Here is a 21,760-nt window from a genome sequence, read left to right on the forward strand (position 1 = left end):
TATGTGGGGCTTTCGGTGTGGCTTTACGATTAAGGACTCAATATGAATACACAACTTCAAACGACACATCTATTACACAACGCTCAGCACCCACTAAGTATCTATTGCGATGGTTCAGCACCAGACAATCAGCACGGGTGTCTTCAAGGGGGTGTTGGTATCGCGGTTTACGACGCTCTTGGTCAATGCGTCTATGAGTACTCATCCTCGGTTCGCAGGACTGGCGGTGTCACCAGCCAAAGGGCTGAGCTTCTGGCTCTCATCATTGCCTTACTTGTAGCAGGTGAGGGGGACAATGTCTTTAGTGACAGTCAGTACTGCGTGCGGGGCTTCAATGAATGGCTTGATAGCTGGAAGCGTAACGCTTGGCGCAACTCAAGCAAGAAGCCTGTCGCTAATCAGGACTTATGGATGCTGATAGATGAGCTTAAAGCTATTCGTCCACGTGTTAGCGTTGAGCACGTAGCTGGTCACTCTGGTATCAAAGGTAATGAGCATTCAGACTGCTTAGCGAGACAAGCCGCCGAAGGTAAAATGTAAAATGAAAGGTAACACTTGGGTAGACGTCAGGTGTTACCTTTTTAATTTGTACTAGCTAGGTAGTACGCAGGGCTTTATGTCGAAGTCGAATCAATTCAATACTAGCTCATGCATTGGTTAAGGTTAGGGGGTAATGTGCGTCAGTATCTACTAAATAAGTGTAGCCATGCATAAATATAATCTTTAATGTCGATTTATTGTTTTAACAGTAAAGCAATTTTCAAGTATGACGCTCTCACGAATGTTAGTAATACGATATCAATGTACCTAGTTGAATATAATCTTAGTGTGAGTTAAGTGACTGATATGTGTATAAATATCCAGTATTTTTGAGGGTTGTGTAGTGGGGCAAGGAATTAATGGCGGAGTTGAGGCTGGGCGTGGGTTTTCGTTTCAGAAATGCGCAGCGTTATGCCTATTGCTGGATGACTTTCCTTCGTTCGGTAAAAGGAAGTACTTCCTAGCATTTGAGCATCATGATGACTTCTTATTCGCGTTTTATGATGGTAATGACGAATTGGATGAGGTCAAGGCTTACCAAGCTAAGAAAAAGTCCTTGTCTTCTAGTTGGGGAACAAACGACAAACTAGCCGAAATCCTATGTAAATTAACAATGACTGGTCAGCGGATTAGCCAAGATAATAGTATAAATAAGTCTAAAAATTATAGTCATAGGTTAAGCTTTATTTCTAATGCGGAAATTAAGCTGACTAACGGTAAAGCTGGGAAAAAAAGAAGTCGATTAGCGTAAAGGAAGATACTACGCCAATTAGATTTTTGACGTTGGATAAAGAAATACAGATTAAACTAGAAGATATAATTAACTCCAACGCAGAGCCAAATGATATTTCTGAAATGAATGGTCTTGAGTTTGCTAATATTAGTTTAAATCACAATCATAAAGTCAATAAAGATTACCTTGTAGGGAAAATGACGAGTATGTTTGGTGATAAAATTTCAGATTATGTAGCAGCATTAGATGTCTTAATGACTCTGTTTACTGACTCAGAACTAGAGTTTAATAAAAATGGTTTGCCAGAGTTAAGTCATTCAGCTAAGTGGGTTGCAAAAAGTCAAATTGAAAATGCAATGGATGTCTTAACTAGTCAAAAAAAAGCTTATAATCTTTGGCGAAAGTATGCTGAAGTGTTAGGGAAAAATCTTAAAATAAAGTTTAGGTATTCAAAGAATTATGAAGAACATATAGATAATTGCTTTGATGGTTTTAAGTCTTTACGTAACTCTGAGCTTCTTAAAGTAAAGTCGCTTGTAAAAGAACATAAAGATATTGTAGAAGACGAGTATAACGAATGTGATGGTATTATTTCATTGATTGAATATATAAGAAGTGAATATAAAATATCTTTAGAGTCGCATATCATTGTATTTGCAGTTATTGCATCTTACGTAGAGATGGAGGACATCTGTGGTTAAAGTTAATTACAATAGTTTGTTGGTATTTAATATAAATAAAGATAAGAGCTTTTATACCACATTTAATAACGGGGTTAATATTGTTTATGGACGGAATACGTCAGGAAAGAGTACGTTAATCCAAATTATTAACTACTCAATGGGGATAAATGACGCAAAGGATAACCTTTCTGACATTTTGAAAGAAGACGTAGTTATTAGGTTAACATTAACCTTGTCTGTAAATGCAACCTGTAAAGAAGTAGTTTTTGTTAGGAAAAACGATTCATTAATAGTTAAGGTTGAAGGCGAACCTATCAAGCGATTCGATGGCGTCTCTGGAAATACTTCTTATGAATATCGAAAATATAAAGAGTTCTTCGCTAATCTTCTAGGCTTCGATTTACATTTAGAGAGCAAGGGGGATGTTAGTTTAGCTCCCTTAGAGGCAGCTTTTTTACCATTTTATATATCTCAGTCAGTAGGGTGGGTATACCTAAGAGAGTCAATTGGAAACTACCGATTTTATAAGAACTTTAAAGAGGACTATTTAGACTACTGTTTTGGAATTTCTAATCAATCAGATAGAGCCAAACGCTATCAACTAGAAGAGAAAAGAAAGGAATATAAATCAGAAATAAAGTTTATAGAAGAGTATCACAAAAAGCATCCAGAATTAGAAATATCAAAGAGAATATCTCAGAGATTTGAAAATGGTGCTTATGAATTTATTGATGACTTTAACAACATCAACACTTCTCTGATTGAGCTTGAGCGGCAACATATTGAGTTAGTCAACAAGAAATCTTCGTTGCTCATGAGGAATAGTGTTTTACGTAAGGTTCATAGCGCTCAGAATAAACAACGCCCAAAATTGGATTCATGTCCCGTGTGCGAACAGTCTCTACCAAGTACAGTAGAAGCACTATATAAATATAATCAAGAGCTTAATGATACTGTACATCAGAGGTCTGTGGTTGATGAGAAATTAAAATCAGTTCAGTCAACTATAAATTCTGTAGAAAAGAAACTATCCGAGGGTCGAAGGGAGCTAGTCGGTAAGTATAAAGTCTTACAAAAGCTCAAAATGCTTAATATAACCTTTGATACTTGGATGGAGTATGAATCCATACGGCGGCTGTCAGAAGAGCTCGATTTAAAACTAAACAAGGTGCAAAGGAAGCTCGACTTAGTTTTAGGTGAGCTGAAAGGCATAGACCAAAGCGATATTGAACGGGAAAGAAATATCGTTAGCCGATTATTTTTGCAGAAATTTAAGAGTAATGCTAAAGCATTGCAGGCTACGATACCTATGTCACCAAGATACCGTGATGTGTATGAAATCAATTCTTTTCCAGCGCAAGGTGTTGAGTTACACAAACTAATAATGGCTTATCACTTTTCTTTTTGGGAGCTATTGAAAGACAATGAAAAAATGCACAGGCTACCTTTTGTTTTAGATGCAGTCTTTAAAGAAGATATTGACGAAGTTAGTCGGGAAACTATCTTCAACTTTTTGTCCACTAAGAACTCACGTGATGAGCAAATAATTTTTGCAGTCGCAGACGTTAAGGACAATCAGCCCGCTCCTACTTCTAGAACACATTTTATAGAAGAAGTTAATGAAATTTATTTTTCTTCCAGCGCAAATCTTATCTGTATTGGGAACGCTGAAAAGCAACGAGCATTTTTATCTGAAGCTCCAACTGAGCTTGAATTGGATTTGATTGAAGATACATTAGAAATATCAGAAGCATACTAGACGTCAGGTTTCGAGCATATCCACCCTACATGGTGAATTTTTTTGTATTTTGGGAATGGACAATAGTATTAAGGTGCTTTACAGAACATAAGGCTTGGTATCGACCTAAACATTGTCAGATGAAACCCACAAGCATTAAATATCATCTGTACGGTCTCTTTTCACCAATCACTACCGTTATGACATGGCAGATACATTCTGATCTGCCATGCTCCACCAAACGCCAATCTTTCCAAACTAGAAACTCATTTATATGCAGTTAATTTGGCTTTTCTCATAAGTCGTTATCCTATTTCAAGCTTTGGTATGAGAATACGTTTGCTGGTTGTATCAATTATCAATGCTATTCCTTGCTGGCGAACTTTGGTTCATGTTCGGACGCCATTCGCATATGATAGCGACCTTATAAAAATTAACCCTGTTCATAATTTAAGATGTCCCTGACTCATAAAGACTATTTTAAAATCGCATTTCCTTTCATCGTTTCTACTGTTACCCAACCATTATTGGGGGCGGTGGACACCGCGGTGATCGGTAAACTCGGTGTGGCTGAGATGATTGGTGGTGTAGCGATCGGCACCGTTATCATGAATACCTTGTATTGGCTGTTTGGCTTCTTCCGCGTCAGTACTACCGGGCAAAGTGCAATCGCATTAGGTAAAAATAGCCCAGAGGATCAAGCGAGTAGCTTATTGCGTCCTTTCGTGCTTTCGCTCTGCCTTGGCTTGATTTTCATTGCGTTGCAGTCCGTGATTTGGATGGGGGCAGAGCTGATTATCTCCCCTGATGCAGTCGTGGCCGAAAACGCTAAGACTTACTTCGATATCATGATCTTTGGTGCGCCGTTTGTACTGCTGAACTACACCGTGATTGGTTGGTTGATGGGGCAGGCGAAAGCCAAAGAAACCTTGTTCACGCAAGTGTTTGGTAATGTTCTGAACATCGTGCTAGATATCGTATTTGTGTTGTACTTTGATATGGGCATTGCTGGTGTTGCGGTGGCGACACTTATCGCGCAAATCTCGACGTTTGTTATTGGTGCGGTGCTGGTGTTGAAAACCTGTCGCTTCCCGCTGTTTGATCACATTCAGACCGCAAAAATGACGCGTAAAGATCTCAAAGTCATTGCGTCTTCCAATATGGATCTGCTGCTTCGTACTGTGTGTCTATTGGTGTTCTTCAACATGATGGCGCGTGTAGGCTCTCAGCTTGGTTCTGATGTGCTTGCTGCGAACGCAATCATGATGCAAGTGACCTTTATCGTCAGCTACATGTTCGACGGTGTAGCGAACGCGTCGAGCGTCTTTGCAGGTAAAGCGGTAGGCCAGAAGAATACGACATTGCTTGATAACGTGATTAAGCTAAACACGCAATGGACCGCGGCGTTCGTTGTTGTCTTGACCTTGCTGTTAGTGCTGTTCAAACACCAAGTGGTGATGTTGTTTACCACCTTGCCAAACCTTGTTGAACTGTATCTAGACATGAGCCCTTGGTTATTGGCATTCCCGTTGGTTGCTGGTTTTGGTCTTACGTTTTACGGCATCTTTACCGGTACAGGGACGACGCGACCAGTGCGTAACTCTACCTTTCTAACCATGGTGTTGTTCTTAGTGACTCAATTTATTGCGGTGCAATATTGGGGCAACCACGGTTTATGGCTGGCATTCACTCTGTTCTACGTTGGGCGCTTTGTCTTCTTGTTCCCATACCTCGAACAAGTCAAACAAAAGTGTCAGTAATTCACACTGTCACAAACGACCTAATTTAGATGTTCTTATAACAAGGGTGGAGCCATCTGCCCTTGTTGATAAATCTGAAAAAGGTGATGAAATAACCCCTCCGACTGGTTTCCTTGCTTTAACCCGCATGATATTATTTGTGATGTTATATTATTACATTTAGTTTATGCCGTGATTTCTCAACCAATACTCTCCGTTAATAATCTCAGCCTTACAGACTCAGAGCGTACACTCTTCAAAGACATTTCTTTTGAGCTGTCTCAAGGTGAAGTTCTTGCCATTATGGGACCTTCCGGCATTGGTAAATCCATGTTGTCGAAAGCCGTCGCAGGTTTTTTGCCGTCTGATATTTGGGTAGACGGAATTATCCAGCTTAACAGCAGTGAAGTCGCACAAACTGCCATGCTGCAACGGAGTCAATCCCAGCGTCCCGCGGTCATTTTCCAAGATGCACTTAAAGCACTGAATCCATTGGCCTCTGTCGAGCAACAACTGTGTTTGGCATTGACAGGTAACAAAACACGCTTGTCTTCAGTAAACCGAGAAACGGTGACGACCTTGTTGTCTCAACTCGGATTTGCGGATCCAAAAGCAGCATTAGCGCAGCATCCAAGCCAGTTATCTGGTGGTCAACGTCAGCGTATTTGTATTGCGATTGCGTTGCTTGGTAGTGCTAACTTGATCATCGCTGATGAGCCCACCAGTGCGCTCGATCCAATCACCGAAGCGGAGATCCTTGAGTTGTTTCGCAGTAGTGTTCAGCAACGCAACATCAGTGGTTTGTTGATCACGCACGATCTCTCTGCGGCTTTGGCGTGTGACAAAGTCTTGGTGATTGCGGACAACACCATGGTGGCTTATGGCGCACCATGGCAAGCCATTCAGCAAAGTTCGCATCCTTTCTGCCAACAACTTGCGCAACTGCTGCCTTAACCTCATCTCTGGAGCCTATTTTGACTAAGCACAACTTGAGCGGGCACACGCAGCCTAAATCGGCGGAAGTTCGCTTTGAGCAAGCCAGTGTTCACTATTACTCCAAACCAAGTTGGTTAGGGGGCAAACCGTTTAAAGCGCTCGAACAATTGGATCTTGCTATCGACACAAAGAACATTGCGATTGTTGGTCCTTCTGGTGCGGGTAAATCGACCTTGATTGAGCTTCTGTTCGGTCTTCGTAAGCCCACATCTGGTGAAGTGTATGTGTGTGGTTATCCGTTATCGCGTAGCTCGGCTAAGCAGCGCCAAGAGTTGTGCCAGCACATTCAATTGATTCCGCAAGAGCCGCAATCGAGCTTGAATCCTTATTACACCGTTCGCCAGATCTTACTGGAGCCGCTAAGCAACATTGGTTTGACACAAGAGCTCAATGAGAAGGTGGAAAAGGTGTTGGCGGATGTCGGTTTGGATCTCACATTGTTGGATCGTAACCCGCAGCAATTATCAGTTGGGCAAGCCCAACGTGTGGCTATCGCCAGAGCTTTGATTGTTGAGCCTTGCGTATTGGTTGCCGATGAGCCAACCAGCAGCTTAGACCCCGTCAGTCGTAAACAGATTCTCGACTTGTTGGCAGGCATTCAAAAGAGTCGTCAGATGCGCCTGATTTTGGTGACACATGACCTCGATGCGGCACAAACCCTATGCGATGAAATCCTAGTGTTAGACAAAGGACGCGTTGTCGAGCACGGCACAGCACAAAACGTGACAAATAACCCATCACACTTGATCACGAGAGCATTGATGAGCGCTCAACACAAAAGTAATGAATTCACAAAAACCATTGGAGAGGTTTCTTATGCACCTTAGTACTCCCAAGTTAGCTTTGTCGCTGGCTTTAAGCGCACTGCTGACGGGTTGTTTTGACTCTGGCGAAAGCAAGCCAGAAGCGGAAAAAGCAGCCGCACCACAAGCAACGGAAATTCGCGTTGCCATGATGCAACCACCACGCACAGGTTTGTCACCACTTTCAGATGACGCGTTCAAACTGTCACGTTGGAGCACGGCAGAAACGCTAGTGAACCTTAACGATCAGTCGGTAGCAGAGCCTATGCTGGCAACAGAGTGGGAACAAGTTGACCCGATGACGTGGCAATTTACGGTACGTAAGGGCGTGAAATTCCACGATGGTTCTGACCTTGATGCCAACGCGGTTGTGAACTCTCTACAAAAAGCATTAGATGCCGCACCAAAGCCACGCATTTTGGATGGTATCGAATGGCAAGTTCGCGCATTGGACGACTTCACTGTTGAAATCAAAACGACCTTTAACGATCCATTGTTGCCAAGCCGTCTATCTAGCCCACAGTTAGCGATCCTTTCTGGTGCTGCATACCAAGAAAACGGTCGTGTTGTGCCAATCAATGCGGGTACCGGTCCATTCGTTCTGACAGAAATCAACGGGACAACCAGCGCAAAGCTGAAGCGTTTTGACGGTTACTGGGGTGAAAAAGCAAAAGTAGACAGTATCTTTGCTGAATACGTACCAAATGGCTTTGCTCGTGCTGCAGCGCTGCGTACCGGTGAGGCGGATGTCGTTGAAGCCGTTCCTGTTTCGCAAATCGCGATGATGGAATCTTCACAACTGCATGAAGTTGCAATGCCACGTACCAACACGCTTTACCTAAACAATAAATCAGATGTGTTTAGCCAGTTCGGTTTGCGTAAAGCAGCGGCTCAAGCGGTTAACCGTGAGCAAATCATTAAAACGGTTTACGAGAACCACGCCGATTCAGCAAAAGGTCTGTTAGGTCCTGCATTGGCATGGGCTCAACCAATTCGTGATGCGAACCCTCGTATGGAAACCATGGAAATGCGCCACGCGAATGGTGAGAAGATCACCATCGGTACATTTACCGACCGTGCTGAGTTGCCAGAAGTAGCGGTGCTGCTAAAGCAACAACTTGAAGCGGCTGGCTTTGTGGTTGAACTAGACGTTCGTGAATATGCACAAATCGAAAACGATGCACTAGCAGGTAAGTTCGATGCGTTCTTGTTGTCACGTGCAACAGTGCTGGATTCTGGTGACCCAGTGGCGTACATGCAAAGTGACTTTAGCTGTAAAGGTTCTTACAACCTAGGTCAGTTCTGCTCTGAAGAAGTGGATGCTGCATTGAAACACGCTGATCGTCAGCCATTGGGTGAGAAACGCCAACAAGCGATCATCGAAGCAGAAAGCAAAATCCTTGAACAATACGCTGTGATTCCACTGCTTCACGAGCGTGTAATCCAAGGTGAGAGTGATCGTGTGAAGAATGCACAACGTGACCCACGTGAGCGTCGCCTGATCGACCAGTTTACTGAGGTGAACTAACTCGATGTCGTCTGTTGCCAACATGCGCTCTCGTTGGAGTGCTTGTATGCCTGAATGGTTTACGCGTTTTTTGTCGCGCTTCCTGTCTCTCGGGGTAGTGGTTGTGCTGGTGGGTTTGATGCCGGATATTGCAGGTATCGATCCAAGCCAATCAATCCTGCGTGCCCGTGCGGGTGCTCAACAATTGCTGACGGCGGAAGCTCTGCAAGCAATTCGAGAAGATCTTCAACTTGACCGCAGCGCTGCTGAGCGACTGTGGGATTGGTTGACGCTTGCCATGCAAGGTGACTTAGGTGTCTCTTGGGTGAGCGGGGCGTCCGTCATGGAGAGCGTTCAACAAACCGCAAAAACGTCGCTATTACTGATGCTTACAGCCTTAGGTATGGCATTTGTAATGTGCATGGCGAGCGTGCTTTACACTGTGCGTCGTTGGCAACAGAATCGTTTAGACAAGCATCATGACACGCTCAGTTCGGTGTTGGTTTCACTGCCGGAATACGTGATTGCTTCGTTACTGATCATGGTGTTTTCCATCTGGTTGGGTTGGTTCCCACCTTATGGTTGGCAAGGCGTGCAGAACCTCTGGCTACCAAGTTTGGCAATGGCATTGCCTGCTGCTGGTTTGTTCGGGCGCTTGCTCAATGACAGCCTCAAGCGAGTATTAGATGAGCCTTGGGTGATCACTTGGCTATCGGCGAACGTCAGTAAGTTTCAAATCTTACGCTTTGCCTTGTGGCGTGCCGTTAGTAATTTGATTCCTCAAATCGCAATGACGGTGATTGGTTTGACCGGCGGCGCGGTTGCTGTGGAACAAGTGTTTTCCATTCCGGGCATCGGACGACTAATCTTAGGTGCAGCGAAGTCACAAGATCTGCCGATGCTGCAAGGTGGCTTGTTGGTGTTACTGGTGTTCTCGATGTTGATCAGCAGTGCGAGTATTTTATTGCAACGCTGGTTACTCGGACACAGTGTCACAAGTGGCAAGCTGATCAGCAGTCACAGTACGTTCCGTTTTACCCAAAGCACTACCAAACGTATCGTCAGTGCCACAATCTTTGCCTTGCTGATTGGTTGTGCGGGATGGGCGTTAATGCGCGATCCTTACACTATCCAATTTACTCGCCTTGAATCGCCAAGCTTAGCAGCACCGTTTGGTGCCGATGCGGTTGGACGAGATCTGCTTGCTCGTGTTGGCGGCGGTATGATGTCGACAATCAAAATGGGCATCATCGCCACCTTCCTAAGTTTGGTGATTGGTTTGCTGCTCGGCTTTGTGACTCGTTATAGCCAAGGCTTAATTGAGATCACCAAAGGTGTGCCATACATTGTGGCGGGTCTGCTGATTGCGGGTCTAACGGGGATGAACCCAAACAGTGCCTTGATTGCGATTGTTATGGTGTCATGGGCACCATTAGCAGCGCACTGTGCAAGTTTGTTGATGGAAGCCAAAGCGCAGCCTTACACGCATCTTGCGCCCATTTGGGGAACCAGTCAGTGGCGAGTACTCCGTTACTACTTGTTACCTTATGTGCTGCCGCCATTGATTCGTCATGCGTTTCTGCGTTTGCCGTACATTACGCTCAGCCTGACGTCTCTGAGTTTTATCGGACTTGGCGTTAAGCCGCCAGAACCTGAGTGGGGCTTATTGATTGCGGAAAACTTGCCTTACATAGAGCGCTCACCATTAGGTGTCTTGCTGCCAATCTCAGGCTTAGTTTTGATGGCAATTGCGGTGAATTTGATTTTTGATGACAAGTGACGAGCAGCGATAAAGCGAAGTGAGCTTCCATATCCAGATGTAATCAGTAATTTGGTAATTTAGAAAACAAAAGGATGTGTTTTCTGCCAGAAAGTACACAGCACGGTCTATGTATATTGGAAGCACCTATAAATTAACGAGTATAAAAGTTACGCGAACTCAGATGTTTAGGTAGTGTTACTCTTTATACACACGTAATCCTTTATCCGTTAATTCTTGAGTGACCACTTCGGATAGGTTTCGATCGGTAATAATTCCGTCCAATTGCTCGATGTCTAATGCATGAAAGCTCGCTATCTGACCGTATTTAGTTGAGTCTGAGATCAGATAATTGGTTTGTGCCGCCTTGATGATTGCTTTTTTAACAAGAACTTTATTTTCATTAGGTGTTGATAAGCCTTTCAAGCTCCAAGATGAAGTCGAAATAAAGGCGATATCAATATTTAGCCCATTCAAGAACTCTGCGACTTTTCCACCAATGGTGGATTGGTTCTCGCGGTCAATTTTTCCCCCAGTGTGGTAAAGCTCACATTCACTGTGCGTCATAAGGAAAGCAGCAATAGAGAAGTCATTGGTGATCACTAAAAGATCATTACGATTTGCTATTTGATGGGCGATTTCTAGAGAGGTTGTTCCCGCATCCAAGTAAATCGTAGCGTCTTGACCAATTAACGTAGCCGCCAGCTTACCAATTTGAATTTTTTCATCCGCTTGTTGCTCGACCTTCGCATCATGGGAAAGTTCGGAATGTAGAGCTTGAGCGAGTTGCACTCCACCAGAAACAGAAACGACTTTACCTGAGGATTCAAGCTTCACGATATCACGACGAATGGTCATATGTGATACGCCAAGGTGGTCGGTTAAATCTGAAATGCTTAACACTTCTTGATGTGATAACAGGGATAATATGGTTCTTTGACGTTCTGCTGGGATCATAGTTTCACTTCTATATTCTTGTTTTTCAGTATCCTACCAATCTTTTCATTTGTTGTGAATATCTGTGAATTATGTTCTCAACGTTGTAAGAACAGCCTTCGCTTGTGTTAACTGCTCGGAATATCTCTGCCCATAAAGAGGTATATATCACGACATTGTTAATTTGTGTGAAAAAATGTGATTCAAAGCGAGGTCTTAGTATTAATCTTCACATATAATCACATCAACCAAACAAGAATTAACAAAGTTTAATAGACCAGAAGGCATTGTTTTTATGAGTGAAGTTCAATCTGTAGGTATTATCGGTTTAGGCTCTATGGGAATGGGCGCCGCAAAGTCATGTGTGCGTGCAGGCCTAGATGTCTATGGTTTCGATTTAAATTCTCAAGCGCTTGAAGAGTTAGGTTCATTCGGTGCAAAAGCTGTTTCTACAAATGCAGTTGAGTTTGCAGATAAGCTTGATTCGGTTCTAGTTCTTGTTGTGAACGCAGCTCAAGTTAACACGGTCTTGTTCAAAACCGGTCTTGCTACAGCGCTTAAGCCGAATACGCCAGTAATGGTTTCAGCAACCATCTCAGCAGAAGACGCAAAACAAATTGAAGCGAAATTGGCAGAACACAATCTTGTGATGCTTGATGCACCGGTATCTGGTGGTGCTGCAAAAGCAGAATTAGGTGAGATGACTATTATGGCGTCGGGAGCGCAAAGCACATTTGATGCACTTGAACCAGTACTCAACGCAACGGCAGCTAAAGTCTACAACATCGGTGAAGCGATTGGCCTAGGCGCAACTGTGAAGATTATCCACCAATTGCTAGCAGGTGTTCATATCGCAGCTGGTGCTGAAGCAATGGCATTAGCGGCACGTGCAAACATTCCTCTTGACCTGATGTACGACGTGGTGACGAATGCAGCGGGTAACTCTTGGATGTTTGAGAACCGCATGAAGCATGTAGTTGATGGTGATTACTCCCCTAAATCTATGGTCGACATCTTTGTGAAAGATTTAAACCTCGTATCGGACACAGCAAAAGATCTCAAATTTCCACTTCCTCTATCAAGCACAGCACTAAACATGTTTTTGAGTGCAAGCAATGCTGGTTTTGGCCAGGAAGACGACAGTGCCGTTATCAAGATTTTTGATGGTATTGAGCTTCCAGGTGTAGAAAACAAACAGAAGTAAGCGCACGTAAAACGGAGAAAAAATGATGTTATTAGGCGTTATCGCAGACGACTTTACTGGCGCAACAGACATCGCAGGTTTTCTTGTAGAAAACGGCATGCGCACAGTTCAGCTTAACGATATTCCAAAAGAAGAGATTGATGTAAATGCAGATGCGGTCGTGATCAGTCTTAAATCTCGCTCCTGTCCTGTAGATGAGGCAATCGAGGATTCAGTAGCTGCGCTTAAGTGGCTGCAAGCAAATGGCTGTCAGCAGTTTTACTTCAAGTACTGCTCAACGTTTGACAGCACAGCAGAAGGTAACATTGGTCCTGTAACGGATGCACTGCTTGCAGAGCTAGGTGAAGCGTTCACCATTGTATGCCCATCATTACCAGTGAATGGTCGCACAGTTTACAACGGCCATCTATTTGTATTCCAAGACTTGCTAAGCGACTCAGGTATGCGTAATCACCCTGTGACACCAATGACTGATTCAAGCCTAGTTCGTATGATGGATGCTCAATCTCAAGGCAAATCTGGCCTGGTAAACTTCCAAATAATTGAACAAGGTCCAAAAGCGGTAATTGAGCGCTTTGAAGAGCTAAAAGTACAAGGTAACCGCTATGCAGTGGTTGATGCATTCAATGCAGAGCATCTTGTCACACTTGGCCAAGCGGCGAAGTCTCTAAAACTGGTAACTGGTGGTTCTGGTTTGGCTGCGGGTATTGCTAAGAACTGGATAGAGAACCTTGAAGATCAAAGTGATGCGAAGCAAGAGGGGAACCCTAAAAAGGCACCAACCGTTGTGTTATCTGGATCTTGTTCTGTCATGACCAACCAACAGGTCGCTGTTTACAAAGAAAAAGCGCCACACTTTGCTATTGATGTGAAGGCGTGTCTGACGGAAGAAGATTACTCAAATCAAGTGTTTGATTGGGTCATGACCAACATCGAAAGCGAGTTCGCACCACTGGTTTACGCAACCGCAGATGCAGCGGCGTTAAAAGCGATTCAACAAGAGTTTGGCGCGCATGCTTCAAGTCACGCGGTTGAACAGTTCTTTAGCCAACTTGCAGTTAAACTTCAGCAGCACGGTGTGAAAAATTTCATCGTTGCGGGTGGGGAAACCTCAGGGGTTGTAACCCAAAGCCTAGCCGTAAAAGGTTTTCATATCGGTCCTCAAATCGCACCAGGTGTACCTTGGGTGAAGTCACTTGAAGGCGAGCTTTCTTTGGCTCTGAAATCGGGCAACTTCGGCGATGAACACTTCTTTGCCAAAGCACAGTCGTTTTTTGAATAGGTGAGGTTGTGATGAATAAAGAATTGATGACAGAACAACAACTGCGAGAGCAAATGGTCACTATGGCGCGCTCTATGTTTGAACGTGGCTATGCGACTGGCGGCGCTGGCAACCTTTCTCTAAAACTGCCTAATGGACACTTTCTGGCAACGCCAACTGGTTCTTCGTTCGGCCGCTTGATTGCTGAAGAGCTTTCGGTTGTGGATATTGATGGCAACCATATCTCTGGTGAAAAGCCATCAAAAGAAGTGGCTTTTCATCTGGCGATTTATCGAAATAACTCAAAGTGTAATGCGATTGTGCATCTGCATTCTACTTACTTGACGGCGCTTTCTTGTCTTGAAGGTTTAGATCGCGAGAATGCCATCAAAGCTTTCACACCTTACTTTGTAATGCGCATTGGCGAACTGCCAGTGATTCCGTACCTGCGCCCGGGCGACCCTCAGATTGCTGAAGAACTTGCGCAGCGGGCTAGTGACTACCGAGCTTTCCTCCTGGCGAACCATGGTCCAGTGATCACGGGTACGGACTTTGAAGATGCAGTGGATAACGCAGAAGAGCTAGAAGAGACAGCGAAGCTAGCGTTCATTCTTAAAGATAGCAACATCCGCTACTTAACGGATACTGAGATTCAAGACCTAAAAGGGAGAGGTAAGTAATGGCTAAATTCGCGGCAAATCTGACAATGTTATTCACAGAAGTTCCTTTTCTAGATCGTTTCGAAAAAGCACACCAAGCGGGCTTCAAAGCGGTGGAATACCTTTTTCCATACGCATTCGAAGCGCAAGAACTAGCAAGCAAGATACAGCAGTTTGGTTTTGAGCAAGCGTTATTCAACATGCCTCCAGGTGATTGGGATGCAGGTGAACGAGGTTTTGCAGCTATTCCGGGGCGTGAGGATGAATTTAAAACGAGCGTCGAGACTGCGTTGATGTACGCCAAGGCACTGAACTGTAAAAAGGTTCACGCTATGTCTGGCATTGTTGATTCACGCTTCACTCGTGACCAGTATATTGAAACCTTTATCTCAAACATTCGTTATGCAGCGGATAAGTTTGCCGAACATGGTGTTGAGCTGATGATTGAGCCACTCAACAATCGCGATGTACCGAACTACTTTGTTGCACATCAACGTGAAGCGGTGGAACTCATCAAACAAGTGGCTCGTCCAAACGTGAAATTGCAGCTCGATCTCTATCACGCACAAATTATGGACGGTGATCTGAGTACGTTGATTCGCGATGTGGCGCCATACACAGGCCATATTCAAATTGCTTCTGTGCCTGAAAGGCACGAACCATCGGAAGGCGAACTGAATTACCCACACCTATTCTATGTTTTGGATGACTCTGGTTACCAAGGCTGGATCGGTTGTGAATACAACCCAAGGCATAGCACGCAGCTGGGCCTTAGTTGGGTTAAACCATACCTATAACAATTTTAATTTCTATCCATAAATAACTTGAAACCAATTACAAAAACAAAGGGTCGTGACTATGAATATTATCATAACTGGAGGGGCGGGTTTTCTCGGAACCCTACTTGCCAAATCACTACTAAAAGAAAACAAAGCTGAAAGTATTACTATTGTCGACATTCAAAAGTCGCGCTTAGAGGGCATTGATGACCGAGTCGTTTCTTTAGTCATGGATATGACAAAGCGAGAAAATATAGACCAAGTTATTACTGCCGAAACGACACACATTTTTCATTTAGCGGCAATTGTATCGAGCCATGCTGAGCAAGATTTTGATTTAGGCGTAGCTGTAAATCTGACGACCACACAGTTATTGCTTGAGCGTTGCCGTAAAGTAAACCCTAATATTCGTTTTACGTTTGCTTCATCTTTAGCTGTATTTGGTGGTGATCTTCCGGAAACGATTACACCAATAACAGCACTTCATCCTCAGTCATCCTACGGGATGCAAAAAGCTATAGGTGAGTTATTGGTGAACGACTATGCCCGTAAAGGCTTTGTTAAAGCTGTATCCGTACGTTTACCGACTATTTGTATTCGCCCTGGGAAACCAAACCTTGCCGCTAGCTCTTTCGTAAGCGGAATTATTCGTGAGCCTTTGAATGCTCAAGAATCAAATTGTCCTGTAGACCCTACGCTAAAACTTTGGATATCGAGCCCGTCTAGAGTGGTGGACAATATTCAATATGCAGGGCTAATGCCTTATGAGCAGTTAAATAATCTGTCCTATAGAACGCTTAATTTACCTGGTATTCAAACTACACCAGCTGAGATGATTCAAACAATGGACACTCTAATGGGTAAACAACTTTCTAATTATATTACCTATGAGCATGATGCGGGTATTGATCGTATTGTGAGTAGTTGGCCACAAAAAATTGATTGTACTAAAGAACTGGAGCTTGGATTTAAAGCAGACAGTAATTTCAAGGATGTATTACAACAATTTATTTCTGTTAACAATATGGAGATTGTCTAATGTTACCAACCTCAGTAATTGGACTAATAGTAGCCGTATCAGTCCTTGTTTTTCTTGTATTACGTACAAAAGTACATGTGTTAATTGCGATGTTAATTGCGGCATGTATCGCAGGTATTATTGGTGGGTTAAGTGTTGACGACACGATTGCGACCGTTAGCAAAGGATTTGGTGGAACATTAGGCGGTATAGGGATTGTCATCGGTCTCGGCGTTATGATGGGGGCTATTTTAGAGGCTTCTGGAGCAGGAGAAAGTATTGCCTATAATTTTATAAAGTGGTTAGGAAAAAAGAAAGAAGAGGCCGCTCTTGCTGTAACTGGCTATATTGTTAGCATCCCAATCTTTGTGGATAGCGCGCTTATCATTCTTTATCCAATAGCGAAGTCTTTGTCAAAAACGTCCAATCGCTCGATTTTAACGCTTACGGTTGCTCTGGCGGGCGGCTTGGTCGTAGCGCATCACGCTATTCCGCCGACTCCAGGGCCTTTGGGAGTTGCTGGTATCTTTGGTGTCGATCTTGCCAGCATGTTAGGTTTTGGTTTGATGATCGCAGCGCCTTGTGTCATGGGTATTGTTTGGTATGCAAGATGGTTAGAAAAGCAGTTTCCTGAATTCATTCCAACCGAACATTTCTCGAAGTCTAGTGAGCAACTGATTAATGATCACAAAGAGTACATTGCAAGTAAAGAAGCGAAAGACCTACCATCTTTAAGTAAATCTATCGCTCCAATTATTATACCAATTTTACTTATACTTGCGAAATCAGTGATGGGTTTATTAGAGGGGACTTTCGGTTTCGAAGGGCTGACTGCAACAACATTTGGTCAATTTATCGCTTTTATCGGCAGCCCTACTATTGCACTATCAATAGCGACGTTATTAGCGGTTTACACATTGGGTAATAACCTTACCAAAGAAGAAGCGAATGAAAAGATGGAACAAGGAATCTCCACTTGTGGCATCATTTTGCTAGTAACAGGAGCTGGTGGCGCGTTAGGTGCCGTATTGCGTGAAACGGGTGCGGGCGCAGAGATTGCTAACCAAGTTGCAGGGCTTCCTATTTCTGCGGTTATGATTCCATTTATTATTGCGACGTTAGTTCGTATTATTCAGGGCTCTGGTACAGTCTCCATGATAACCGCTGCTTCTATATCTGCCCCAGTTTTAGTAAATATTCCTGACGTTAATCTTTTATTCGCAGCGACGGCAGCTACGATGGGATCTCTATTTGCTGGCTACTTTAATGACTCGCTATTCCATATTGTTAATCGATTAATGGGGGTGACTGAGGTTAAGAAACAACTCATTATTTGGACTATTCCAACAACAATTGCTTGGGCTATTGGTGGTTCATTAGTCATGATTCTTAACTTATTCTTCGGATCTCATGGTTCAATCTTTGATCCTGTGTTACCACTTGCTGTACTTTTGGGGTGTGTTGCATTTACAAAATCTTACAGCGCTAAGCACGTCGAATTACAAGAGGTATAAAGGTTTACTTGTACTCTTCCATAAAGTAAAAACCTATCACAATATGTATTTTTATCAGATAGTTTAGAGTTTTTTAATAATATGAACGGCCCTATGTTTGGGCCGTTTTAGTTCTTATAAATAAACTATTTAAATTGAACCGATATAGGTTCCGTTTTCAACTTAATCAATATGAAATGGAATTGTTATTTCCCGCTTAGTAAGCGATTACCTATAAAGGATATATTCGAGTTTAACCCTAGTGACTTTACTCTAGCGAAGTAGGGTTACTTTATATAAGAGTCCAGTACTTTTAATACGACTTCCATATCTTTTTCACGTTGAGTTTTGTCTTCCTCAAGTACGACGTGTTCAAGTAAGTGACCTTTAATTACTTCTCGCATCAAACCATTTACTGCTCCCCGAATAGCGGCAATCTGCTGCAACACATCTTGGCATTCATGCTCTTCTTCCAGCATTTTTTTAAGTCCATTCACCTGACCCTGTATTTTACTGACTCGAGTGTTGAGCTTCTTTTGATCTCTGGTTGTATGCGACATGTCTTATCTTCTTTAAGTTACGGGCCGAGTTATTCTAACTGATAATGTAGCACTCAATTTATACTGGGGGGTAGTATTTAATACTGGGGGGGAGTATAGTTTGCGATAAATTAGAATCAACAACAGAGAACAACAATGGATTTTGTCGCGTTACTACAACAAGGTAATGGGTGGTTCTTTATTCCCAGTGCCATTTTGCTTGGCGCTTTGCATGGTTTAGAACCTGGGCACTCTAAAACGATGATGGCGGCGTTCATTGTCGCTGTGAAAGGAACGGTCAAACAAGCCGTGATGCTGGGTTTAGCTGCCACACTTTCTCACACTGCAATTGTATGGTTAATCGCTGTTGGCGGGATGTATATTAGCCAGAAATTCACCGCTGAAGCGGCTGAACCATGGATGCAACTTATCTCTGGGGTCATTATCGTGACAACCGGCGTATGGATGTTTTGGCGGACATGGAGCGATGAGCGAGCTTGGAACAAAGCTCAGGATCATGCTCGCGATTGGACGACGCAAGTTGTGGATACAGGACATGGGCATGTTTCGCTTTCGATTACAGAGGAAGGGGAGCATCACCGTTTCCAGTTGCGAACACTCAGCGGTAAACCTTTAACTGCTGAAGGTATCAAGGTTTCGGTATTGAGTGATGGTTATCAACCTGCTGATATCTATCACTTTATAGAGCGTGATGGATACTTGGAATCGGCGTCTTGCATTGAAGTCTCTAATGGACTTTCTGTCACTTTGATCATCGGGCACCATGATCATACCCATGACTTTGATGTACATTTTCGTCCTGGTTCTCATTTAGAAAGCGAAGATAAGGAATATCAAGATGCTCACGAACGCGCTCACGCTTTAGACATTCAAAAACGCTTTGAGAATCGAGACGTGACGAATGGGCAAATTCTGCTGTTTGGATTAACGGGCGGTTTGATTCCATGCCCTGCTGCGGTAACGGTTTTGCTTATCTGTTTGCAGCTTAAGGCAATGACTCTTGGTGCGACTTTAGTTGTGTCATTCAGTATTGGCTTAGCCTTGACTCTGGTTGCTGTTGGCGTTGTGGCAGCAGTGGGCGTGCAAAAAGCGACATCTAAATGGAGCGGTTTGAATGATGTTGCACGTCGAGCTCCTTACTTATCGGGCGTCTTGATCAGTGCAGTTGGTTTATACATGGGTATGCATGGATACATATCGCTGACGAGTTAAACTCTGTGGTAAAGATTCTTTTTCTTTCTTTTTGCATTGGTAATGGCTTAATGCCTTGGTTTGCCTATTTTTCTGCCGATTTTTGATTGATAATCACTCGATCCGACATCGCTGCCATATCTACAAACCAAGTCATTCTCGCTTCATCAAGCATCTCGTATTACAACCGCTGCGATTGTGGCTCTAATATTCGAATCTGAGATACTAAATGATAAAACGGGAGCACTGACCAAAGCGATCCCGATAGTCAAAACGCTAATTAGAAGTCTTTTCTTTAATGTTCGATACCAATTTGGTCGCATAGTTAAATTTAACTATGCAAACGTTTCCTTTTGCGTACTCGTCCCTTCGCCAAACCTCGTAGAAATGTGACGTTTTGAAGACTTTTTTCCTTCTGTCTAAAGTAATCGGGAACCAAGCAGATACATAGTTATAAAGTTATGTCTTGCTCTGCCAAACAGACCCAAAATGCAGTTTGGTTGGTTTTGGAGAAGAAAGGCTTAGCGCTCGATTAATGAGCATCAATTGAATTGTATTGAGACAATTATAATGAAAAGAATCATCTTATTAGCAGTCTGCGCCATGTTTGGTATTGCTGTCGTGGCGAGTATGGCATCAACGTACCTAATTTCGAGTCAGAAAATCGATGACATCATCTTAAACAAATCCCAAGTTCAAGCTGAGTTTCTAGCGGGAAATGCGAGTTATATTTTGGAGAACTCAGCCAATCCAATGCAAGATTTACAATCGCTTGTTGAGGGGCTGAAACAACGTTCAGACGTGAGTTATGCCGTTGTAATTGACCGTAACGTAACGGCAGTAGCCCACAGTGATAAGCACAAGCTGAACAAAACCTATAATGATGAATATACTGTTGAAGGCGCGACGAGAGGTGTTCAACAGTACTCAAAGTGGTATGCCGATGTCCAGAAAGTATGGGTGTTTGACATCATGGCACCAATTTATGTAGATGGTCAGTTATACGGTACTTTTGATATTGGTATTCCTATTACCGAAGTGAGCCAAGCGACGAATGGAATTATTACTTACCAGTTGATCTCTATGGTGGCGATCTTCGTTATGTGTGTTTTGATTCTGTCACTTCTGCTAAATAAGCTGATGAGACCGCTTTCTTCGCTTAAAGACGCTCTACAAGACATCTCAAAAGGAGACGGAGACTTAACCGTTCGTTTGCCAGCGAAAGGTAATGACGAAGTCGCGCAAATTTCTTCTGCTTTCAACGTTTTTGTTGGGAAAGTACATGAGATTATTACACAAGTTGTAAATACTGGTGTGGAGCTTAATAGTTCAGCTGTCGCTTTGCGTGGGCAATCTCAACAAGCGCTCACAAGAGGGCAAGAGCAGAACGAGCAAACCATGCTGGTTGTCACATCCATGAACGAAATGATTGCGACGGTCAATGAAATTGCCTCCAATGCTGCCGGAGCGGCAAATGCTGCGAGTGCAGCAAGTAATGAAGCGCAAGATGGCTACACGACGCTAGAAAGAACCAAAACGGCGATGACTAATCTTGAAAACGAGATGAACAGCACTTCCAACATTATCGTGAGTCTTGCTGAAAATACTCAGTCGATTGGTAGTATTCTAGAGGTGATTAGAGGTATTTCGGAGCAAACCAATCTATTGGCTCTCAATGCGGCTATCGAAGCTGCACGCGCTGGTGATGCCGGCCGAGGTTTTGCAGTCGTAGCTGATGAAGTTCGCAACCTAGCGACTAAAACGGCTCATTCTACCGATGAAATTGACAACATGATTCACCAGCTACAAACTGAAGCTCAAAGTGCGGTGAATTCAATGAGCAATAGTAAGACTCTTATTGAAGAAGGAACGGCAGAAACTGAGTTAGCTCGACAGGCTTTAGAAGCAATAGCTGCACAAGTGACGACTATTTCAGATATCAATACTCAAGTAGCAACCGCAACAGAACAGCAATCAACGGTAGCAAACGAAATTAATATGAACATGGATACCGTCAGCCACTCAGTGAAAAGTGCGCTAACGGCGAGTGAGCAACTAGAAGAATCAAGTCAACAACTCGCGGAGCTATCGCGAACACTCGATCGTCACGTAGGAGCGTTTAGAATCTAAACGCCAACTGACCCTCTTTAATAAAAGCCAG

Annotated in this window: 19 protein-coding genes; 17 read left to right on the forward strand and 2 right to left on the reverse strand. The window is 43.5% G+C overall.

The features are described from left to right. The first annotated feature begins 42 nt into the window (after nucleotides 1-42). From R8N28_RS00455 to R8N28_RS00495, 9 genes are all read left to right on the forward strand, one after another. Nucleotides 43-540 carry a ribonuclease HI gene (locus tag R8N28_RS00455; protein ID WP_025507102.1) on the forward strand — a complete coding sequence of 166 codons (498 nt, stop codon included), beginning with the start codon at nucleotides 43-45 and terminating at the stop codon, nucleotides 538-540. Between the two features lie 343 nt (nucleotides 541-883). Continuing rightward, nucleotides 884-1,291: a dsDNA nuclease domain-containing protein gene (locus R8N28_RS00460; protein WP_025639475.1), complete on the forward strand. Its 408-nt coding sequence runs from the start codon at nucleotides 884-886 to the stop codon at nucleotides 1,289-1,291. 32 nt (nucleotides 1,292-1,323) lie between these two features. After that, the gene (locus R8N28_RS00465; protein WP_031831501.1) at nucleotides 1,324-1,974 is read left to right on the forward strand and encodes a hypothetical protein; all 651 of its coding nucleotides are present in this window, start codon (nucleotides 1,324-1,326) and stop codon (nucleotides 1,972-1,974) included. After that, nucleotides 1,967-3,715 carry an ATP-binding protein gene (locus R8N28_RS00470; protein ID WP_025505171.1) on the forward strand — a complete coding sequence of 583 codons (1,749 nt, stop codon included), beginning with the start codon at nucleotides 1,967-1,969 and terminating at the stop codon, nucleotides 3,713-3,715. The genes R8N28_RS00465 and R8N28_RS00470 overlap by 8 nt, the downstream gene beginning before the upstream one ends. A 434-nt stretch (nucleotides 3,716-4,149) precedes the next feature. Continuing rightward, a complete protein-coding gene (locus R8N28_RS00475; protein ID WP_042521555.1) occupies nucleotides 4,150-5,454 on the forward strand; it encodes an MATE family efflux transporter in 1,305 nt (434 codons plus the stop codon). Between the two features lie 171 nt (nucleotides 5,455-5,625). Next, the gene (locus tag R8N28_RS00480) at nucleotides 5,626-6,387 is read left to right on the forward strand and encodes an ATP-binding cassette domain-containing protein (protein WP_082240194.1); all 762 of its coding nucleotides are present in this window, start codon (nucleotides 5,626-5,628) and stop codon (nucleotides 6,385-6,387) included. A 20-nt stretch (nucleotides 6,388-6,407) separates the two neighbouring features. Beyond that, the gene (locus R8N28_RS00485) at nucleotides 6,408-7,256 is read left to right on the forward strand and encodes an ABC transporter ATP-binding protein (RefSeq protein WP_009698234.1); all 849 of its coding nucleotides are present in this window, start codon (nucleotides 6,408-6,410) and stop codon (nucleotides 7,254-7,256) included. Further along, on the forward strand, nucleotides 7,246-8,760 hold the full coding sequence (locus R8N28_RS00490; protein ID WP_005441857.1) for an ABC transporter substrate-binding protein: 1,515 nt from the start codon (nucleotides 7,246-7,248) through the stop codon (nucleotides 8,758-8,760). The genes R8N28_RS00485 and R8N28_RS00490 overlap by 11 nt, the downstream gene beginning before the upstream one ends. A gap of 4 nt (nucleotides 8,761-8,764) precedes the next feature. Continuing rightward, nucleotides 8,765-10,519, forward strand: coding sequence for an ABC transporter permease subunit (locus tag R8N28_RS00495; protein WP_080773750.1), 1,755 nt, complete (start codon nucleotides 8,765-8,767; stop codon nucleotides 10,517-10,519). 177 nt (nucleotides 10,520-10,696) lie between these two features. Here R8N28_RS00495 and R8N28_RS00500 read toward each other — a convergent pair whose 3' ends face one another. Continuing rightward, the gene (locus R8N28_RS00500; protein ID WP_005375354.1) at nucleotides 10,697-11,455 is read right to left on the reverse strand and encodes a DeoR/GlpR family DNA-binding transcription regulator; all 759 of its coding nucleotides are present in this window, start codon (nucleotides 11,453-11,455) and stop codon (nucleotides 10,697-10,699) included. A 274-nt stretch (nucleotides 11,456-11,729) separates the two neighbouring features. Between R8N28_RS00500 and ltnD the strand changes: the two genes are divergently transcribed. From ltnD to R8N28_RS00530, 6 genes are all read left to right on the forward strand, one after another. Beyond that, a complete protein-coding gene (gene ltnD, locus R8N28_RS00505) occupies nucleotides 11,730-12,638 on the forward strand; it encodes an L-threonate dehydrogenase (protein ID WP_065275424.1) in 909 nt (302 codons plus the stop codon). A 25-nt stretch (nucleotides 12,639-12,663) separates the two neighbouring features. Next, nucleotides 12,664-13,920, forward strand: coding sequence for a 3-oxo-tetronate kinase (otnK, locus tag R8N28_RS00510; protein ID WP_065275632.1), 1,257 nt, complete (start codon nucleotides 12,664-12,666; stop codon nucleotides 13,918-13,920). 11 nt (nucleotides 13,921-13,931) lie between these two features. Next, on the forward strand, nucleotides 13,932-14,579 hold the full coding sequence (locus R8N28_RS00515) for an aldolase (RefSeq protein ID WP_005385078.1): 648 nt from the start codon (nucleotides 13,932-13,934) through the stop codon (nucleotides 14,577-14,579). Beyond that, on the forward strand, nucleotides 14,579-15,355 hold the full coding sequence (gene otnI / locus R8N28_RS00520) for a 2-oxo-tetronate isomerase (protein WP_065275423.1): 777 nt from the start codon (nucleotides 14,579-14,581) through the stop codon (nucleotides 15,353-15,355). The genes R8N28_RS00515 and otnI overlap by 1 nt, the downstream gene beginning before the upstream one ends. Before the next feature lie 61 nt (nucleotides 15,356-15,416). Next, nucleotides 15,417-16,376, forward strand: coding sequence for a D-erythronate dehydrogenase (gene denD / locus R8N28_RS00525; protein ID WP_065275422.1), 960 nt, complete (start codon nucleotides 15,417-15,419; stop codon nucleotides 16,374-16,376). Continuing rightward, entirely contained in the window at nucleotides 16,376-17,869 is a 1,494-nt protein-coding gene (locus R8N28_RS00530; protein WP_005375369.1) for a GntP family permease, read from the forward strand. The genes denD and R8N28_RS00530 overlap by 1 nt, the downstream gene beginning before the upstream one ends. 266 nt (nucleotides 17,870-18,135) lie before the next feature. On the opposite strand, the gene rcnR is transcribed toward R8N28_RS00530, so the two are convergent. Beyond that, nucleotides 18,136-18,408, reverse strand: coding sequence for a Ni(II)/Co(II)-binding transcriptional repressor RcnR (gene rcnR, locus R8N28_RS00535; protein ID WP_005375370.1), 273 nt, complete (start codon nucleotides 18,406-18,408; stop codon nucleotides 18,136-18,138). A 135-nt stretch (nucleotides 18,409-18,543) separates the two neighbouring features. Between rcnR and R8N28_RS00540 the strand changes: the two genes are divergently transcribed. Together R8N28_RS00540 and R8N28_RS00545 are read left to right on the forward strand one after the other, a co-directional pair. Continuing rightward, nucleotides 18,544-19,620 carry a nickel/cobalt efflux protein RcnA gene (locus R8N28_RS00540; RefSeq protein WP_065275421.1) on the forward strand — a complete coding sequence of 359 codons (1,077 nt, stop codon included), beginning with the start codon at nucleotides 18,544-18,546 and terminating at the stop codon, nucleotides 19,618-19,620. A gap of 549 nt (nucleotides 19,621-20,169) precedes the next feature. Then, nucleotides 20,170-21,729, forward strand: a complete 1,560-nt coding sequence (locus R8N28_RS00545; protein WP_065275420.1) for a methyl-accepting chemotaxis protein — start codon at nucleotides 20,170-20,172, stop codon at nucleotides 21,727-21,729. Nucleotides 21,730-21,760 lie beyond the last annotated feature (31 nt).

The organism is Vibrio sp. Vb1554, assembly GCF_033344235.1.